The following is a 6,247-nucleotide window of genomic DNA, read 5'->3' as shown; positions in this document are numbered from 1 at the left end:
TCTATATACCTTTGAATTCCTGCCGATACTAATGGACTATATTTAAAAAATATTGGGGAAATCATTAATAATGAAGATATTATCAATGACGTATATGTTTCTTGTATCGTAGAATTGATAAGGGCTCCAATAAGAGCTATAGATAATATACATATCCATGCAATTATCATGGAATAAATAAACATTTGTCCAATAGACCAACTATATATAAATGTAAAAAACTCAGGTAAAGTTTGTATTTGAGAGTTCCAACCAGTAATACCAATTGTTCCAAACACAATAGCCGTACTAATCGCGGTGCATAGTATAAATTCTAAAGACAAATAGGTTACCATTGCAAAGATTTTTTGAAATCCTATCCTTACAAGTTTTTTTCTGCCTGCAGAATTTAATATAATATCCATATTATTTTCTTTTTCGAATGAGAAAAGCCTATTTGATATTAGAATTGCAGACAAAACTATTAATATATATACAAATAGTAAGGATTTAATTAAAATTGGCCACTGATCAAAAAATTCAAGAGTATAGGGTTTACTTATATTAGCTGCTTTATTTAGTACTTCTTGTCTTTCGTTTGATGAGATGAATCCGTTACCTAATAAGTGAACCCTTTCTTTTACTCTTTCTATATTTCTAGTATAAAAGTTATTAGCATTTGATACTTTAGTAATATTAACTGTATTTTGTCCATAAGGAGAATATGCATCTGTTAAAAGCGAAAGTAATTGCGGATATTTATCTTCCATCTTAAAAAATGCTTTATCTCCTTGCAGTTGTGATTTATAAAAGGTAAGAGCTTTATTCAATTTATCTGTACTTAAAATTCCGGAAACTTTTTGTAATTGTTCTTTTCTGTCTTTAAGCCCATTTAAACCGTTTATTGTGACTTCTTTTCCAGTAGAATAGTCGTAACTTGTATAACCATGTATAAATAAAATAGGCACACCTATTGCAACTAATAGAGCTAAAACAAAAGCAATTAATACGGCTGTAGATTTATAAAACTTCTTCATTTCATAAAACATGATTTCCCTCCTTTTTAAGTCAAGTATAATTTTATTAGTACTTGTATTTAATTGATTATAATTTTTATGTGTTTTTTATTCTGGTACTGAATAAACGAGGGGCTATTAATATACAGATACCTAGAATTATTATAGAGTTAATAATAATAGCTGTTATGGTAAGTGTATTGAAAGTTAAGAACTTAAACACTTGAAGGGATAGTAAATTCTTACTTATAAAAAATCCATTTATCGGTTGCATCTTGAAAAATTTTGTTATAATAACTGGAAACATATTCAGTTTAACAAAAGTAATTGGAATAAACGTCACAAGAAATCCAAGCACTAATGTGATATAAGATTTTTGAGTAAAGGCATTTAACGCTGCAACAAAAGTTCCTATTGCTATAATACTAATCCAACCAGTGAATACAGATAATAAGTATGCCTTACCAAAGGTTAAATGATATATAGAAGTAAAATATTTAATTTGAATTTGACTATTCCAAGCACTGAGCCCAGTGTTTGAAAATATTACAATGGATATTATGGTTATGCTTACTAAAAATTCAATTGTTAAAAAAGTAAGTAATGCTTTTATCTTGTTTGTTCCAATATTTCTAAGAGGTCTATCCCCAAGGGAAACCAACAAAACATCCATATTTTTGTCTTTTTCATAAGAAAATAGGCGGGAACCTATGACAATGGCGGAAATTGCAATTAGCATAAAGCAAATTGTCAAAGATGGATATGTTTTAACCCATTGATTGCTAAAATCAATAATAAATGGGTTGTCAATAGTTTTTGCTTTTTCAAATATAATATTCTTTTCCCAAGATTCATAGGTATTTTCTGAATCATTTAATTTTTCAGTGATTAGTTTTATATTTCTCTTGTAAAAATCATTCATATTATTCAGTTTATAAAAGCTATCGGCTTCTTTTGAATCCCCATATAGATAGGCCTCATCCATCAAAGAGGTAATTCCTGGATACTTCATATCTGTTTTTATATATGCTGTATCACTAGAGGGCATTGACTTATAATATTTTAAAACTTCATTAAGCTTATCTGTTGTAAGAATTCCTTTAGAATTCTTATATCGTTCTTTTGTTAAATTGATTGCAGCTTTACCGTGAAGATAATTTGTATCGTCTACAGATCTTGATTCAGAAAAGCTCTTAATTGACGCGATTGATATAGCTATTGAAACTAAAATAACCACCAAAATTAAAATCTTTATATAAAGTTCACTTGTGAATTTTTTTAGTTCATTTAACATTGGATTGTACCTCCTTTCTAAAATTAAAAAGGTATATATCATTTAAAGTGGGAACTACATTAATAGCATCAGAAACAGGAGGATCGACACTAATAACGCGGGCTTTTATTTTTTCACCATCCTCATAAATCATTGAAATAGTACAATCCTTTAAGTGTTTATGTAACTCCATTTCATTTTTAAAACTTACTTCCCACACGAAGTTACTACAGTTATTAACTAATTGTTTCTCAGTTCCACTCATTACAAAGTTACCATTTTTCAAGATAAATATTTCTTTCGATATAAATTCCAAATCACTAACAATATGAGTAGAAATTAATATGGTTTGTTCACGACTAAACTCTGAAATATAGTTTTTAAATCTTATTCTTTCTGTTGGATCTAAACCCGTTGTAGGTTCATCAAGCATTACAATTTTGGGATTTAGCAAAAAGGCTTGAGCAAGACCTACTCTTCTTAATTGACCTCCAGATAAAGTTTTCAATTTCTTATGTCTTAAATCTGTCAAACCGAACAAATCTAGTTTTTCATCAATTTCTTTATTAATGAGATATTTTGCAAGATTAGACTTGATATGTCCTAAATACGCCAAAAATTCCTGTACAGTCATATGTGGATAACCACTAAAACTTTGTGGTAAAAAACCTAATAAAATTTCATTTGCATCCTTAAGAGTTGGGTAGAGTACCTTGCCTTTATAATCTGTTAAAAAACCGCTAATTACTTTAAATAGAGTGGTTTTTCCAACACCATTAGCTCCTAAAAATCCATAAATACCATTTTCTAATTCAAGGTTAATATTATCCAGTACTACATTTTTTCCATAATATTTTGTAACATTAAGTAATTTTAAACCCATTATCATATCCCCCTTGTATATATTTGTTTCAGTATACCGTTATTACCGTAAATTAGGCATAAACAAAATATAATTACCATATCCCATTATTATATTTTAAGTCCTAATATATGCTAGCTTATAACTGTTAATCAAAATTAACTAAAGTTAAATTTATTAAGTATCTTTTTCGGGTACAGCCGACATACATGTAAAACCGGAGACATGCTGGGTATTAATTTCAGCATGTCTCCGGTTTTTACTCGTATATCAGATGTACCCGTTTTACCGAAGGTAATGCTAGTTGTGATGAATTAAACTTAAATTGGTAAATTATAGTTTATGCAACGGGAATTTCTGTCCCATTACTACACACCCCTCCAAGTTATAAATGTTTCATACTTTTTCCACCCTATTCCTTATGATAGTGTTAACACTATCTTTGTTTTATTTATTTAAACCCCTGCTATTGCAAGGATTGTAGCTATTTTTAACAAAAAAAACAATGACCCCCTCTTTCTGGTATAATTGTTGTATCTTAACTCAACAAAAATTCCCGAAAGAAGGTGTCATTGTGAGTCCAATTATATCAATATTAGTTACATATAATCAAGTATTACTTTCTCAAATTAAACAATTACTTATTTTTATTGCTAAAAATATACCGCTAAAAGTTCCAAAATACGATATGACAAGTCCTAAATATAAAAAACTTACTGTAGATAAATTACCCATTATCAAAACTTTTAAAAAGCTTGATTACAGACGTCTCTTAGATGAGTACAAAATCACTCATGGCAAGGATAAAAAGCCCGTTAATTCTCGTGGTAAACATCCTATATCATCTGATACTATATGCCCTCAATGTGGTGCTCCGCACACCTACATCTACGATAACGCCGGAGGCCGCGGGCAGCTTTGGTGCAAAGTTTGTGATATGCATTTCAATAAAAACAAGGATGATTTCAAAACCGAAAAACTCATTTGTCCATTTTGTGGACATGCCCTAAGTAAAAAGAAGGACCGCAAAAATTTTTATATCCATAAATGCGTTAATAAAAAATGTAGCTTTTACATTCAATCTCTTGCAAATCTTTCACTTGAAGACATTAAGGAATATAAGAAAGATAAACACAAATTTAAGCTACATTACATTTACCGTGAGTTTACCACTAATTATTTTGATGTAGATTTATCTTCAATGCCAAAAGGTGCTACTAGCCTCAAGTTCAGAAATTTTTCTTCACATGTAATGGGACTTTGTCTAACATATAACGTTAATTTAGGACTATCTACACGCCGTACGGCGCTTGCTCTTTGGGAAATCCATGGGGTCAAAATATCTCATGTCATGGTTAGTAGATACGCCATTGCAGCTGCCGCTTTTGTCAAACCCTATGTTGACAATTATGATTATAAGCCTACTAATTATCTTGCTGCTGATGAAACCTATACTAAAGTAAAAGGAGAACATCAATATGTCTGGCTTGTTATGGATGCCATCAAAAAATCAATTTTAGGATACCAAGCCTCTTTTAGTCGTGATACTGGCCCTTGTATTTTAACTATGCGTATGGCTTTTGATAAGTTTAAAGAGTTTCCCGGCAAGTCTCTTAAATTTGTTGCCGATGGCTATACCGCATATAAGCTTGCTGAGCAACAGTTCAAGCTTAACGGCATGGACTTTGATGTAATCCAAGTAATTGGTCTTACTAACTCTGATCCTGTATCAACTGAGTATCGTTGGCTTAAACAAATAATAGAGCGTCTCAACAGAACATTTAAATTTTCTTACCCGGCAGGGTTCCGTAAAAAAGGAACGATCTGGACAGGTATATTTTTGATGCCATTTTTTATTCACCTTGAACAAAATCCTTAATTAATACACATTCTTTAAGATACTCTTACTAATTTTTTCTGCGATAAAGTATGTTTTCAGTTATAATCGAAAGCATATACCCTAATTTTTCCACTTAGTGTTTTTTCATAAGTTAGTTAACACTATCAAATATTAGATAATATTAATTTTTTTATAAAATAAGCGATCACTTATTGTAAGAATTCTTACAATTCAAATTATATTACTTTTATTTAAAAAAACAACATAATTTACATTAAACGTATAATTTACTACATGAATGGAAGTATTTTAATTAATAACAATAATTTAACATTAAAACCAGTGCTTTGCCAAAGTATAAAAGCGAACCATATATTTACGTAGAATATTTACACTTTTAATTGTTGTACTTAGGCTTTTAAACCTAGAACATTCTGAAAACTTTCTATATTACTTGCTGTCCCATTCTTCTTTGAAGAAACTCAAATCACATTCTATAAAATCAGAAAATTTGTCAATTAAATGCTCTATAATAATCCACTCTACTATTTTTCATATAAACTTTTTTTACATTCCTGTCTTTGCTTGAATAATTTAGTACCTCTGACTTCTTCAACCTCCACCTTTAAACTACCTCCCTTATAAACACAAAAAAAATGTCTTAAATTTATCTTAATTAAAAAATAAATCTAAGACACTTATTATTTTATATAAACATTGATATCACTGTGTTATAAAGCGTTCTAGCCTATTCCCACTCAATAGTGGAAGGTGGCTTAGAAGTTATGTCATAAACAATTCTGTTTACTCCTTTAACTTCATTAACGATTCTACGGGATACTATATCTAATACCTCGTAAGGTATTCTAGCCCAGTCTGAAGTCATTGCATCGGAGCTTGTAACAGCTCTTAAAGCTACTGTGTGACAATATGTTCGCTCATCACCCATAACTCCAACAGACTTAATGTTAGGAAGACATGCAAAATACTGCCATATCTCACTTTCAAGTCCTGCTTTAGCTATTTCATCTCTAAAGATTGCATCTGCCTCGCTAGTTATAAATAATTTTTCCTCAGTTATTTCTCCAAGTACTCTTATAGCGAGTCCTGGTCCTGGGAACGGTTGTCTCCACACTAAGTGATGTGGTATTCCAATTTCTTCTCCAACAGCTCTAACTTCATCTTTAAATAACTCTCTTAAAGGCTCAATTAGTTTAAAGTGCATATCTTTTGGAAGTCCTCCAACATTGTGATGACTTTTTATGGTAGCTGAAGTG

Annotated in this window: 4 protein-coding genes and 1 pseudogene; 1 reads left to right on the top strand and 4 read right to left on the bottom strand. The window is 30.4% G+C overall.

The genetic code is table 11. The annotated features are described in order from the left end of the window. The 3 genes from KPL50_RS25940 to KPL50_RS25930 form a co-directional block, all read right to left on the bottom strand. Nucleotides 1–1,028 (bottom strand): hypothetical protein (locus KPL50_RS25940; RefSeq protein WP_216301378.1); only part of this gene is annotated, 1,028 nt, incomplete at its 3' end. Nucleotides 1,029–1,092: 64 nt separating this feature from the next. Continuing rightward, complete coding sequence (locus KPL50_RS25935) at nucleotides 1,093–2,289, bottom strand: hypothetical protein (RefSeq protein ID WP_216210019.1); 1,197 nt, start codon at nucleotides 2,287–2,289, stop codon at nucleotides 1,093–1,095. Then, nucleotides 2,279–3,151, bottom strand: a complete 873-nt coding sequence (locus tag KPL50_RS25930; RefSeq protein WP_216210021.1) for an ATP-binding cassette domain-containing protein — start codon at nucleotides 3,149–3,151, stop codon at nucleotides 2,279–2,281. The genes KPL50_RS25935 and KPL50_RS25930 overlap by 11 nt, the downstream gene beginning before the upstream one ends. Before the next feature lie 553 nt (nucleotides 3,152–3,704). Between KPL50_RS25930 and KPL50_RS27780 the strand changes: the two genes are divergently transcribed. Continuing rightward, the gene (locus tag KPL50_RS27780) at nucleotides 3,705–5,009 is read left to right on the top strand and encodes a DDE-type integrase/transposase/recombinase (protein WP_309245221.1); all 1,305 of its coding nucleotides are present in this window, start codon (nucleotides 3,705–3,707) and stop codon (nucleotides 5,007–5,009) included. Nucleotides 5,010–5,718: 709 nt separating this feature from the next. On the opposite strand, the pseudogene KPL50_RS25920 reads toward KPL50_RS27780, so the two are convergent. Then, nucleotides 5,719–6,247: pseudogene (locus KPL50_RS25920) on the bottom strand (GMP synthase (glutamine-hydrolyzing)); the annotation flags it as partial.

The organism is Clostridium sp. CF012 (assembly GCF_018861755.1).
Classification (GTDB): Bacteria; Bacillota; Clostridia; order Clostridiales; family Clostridiaceae; genus Clostridium_AD.
This window is presented reverse-complemented; position numbering and strand designations above follow the sequence as displayed.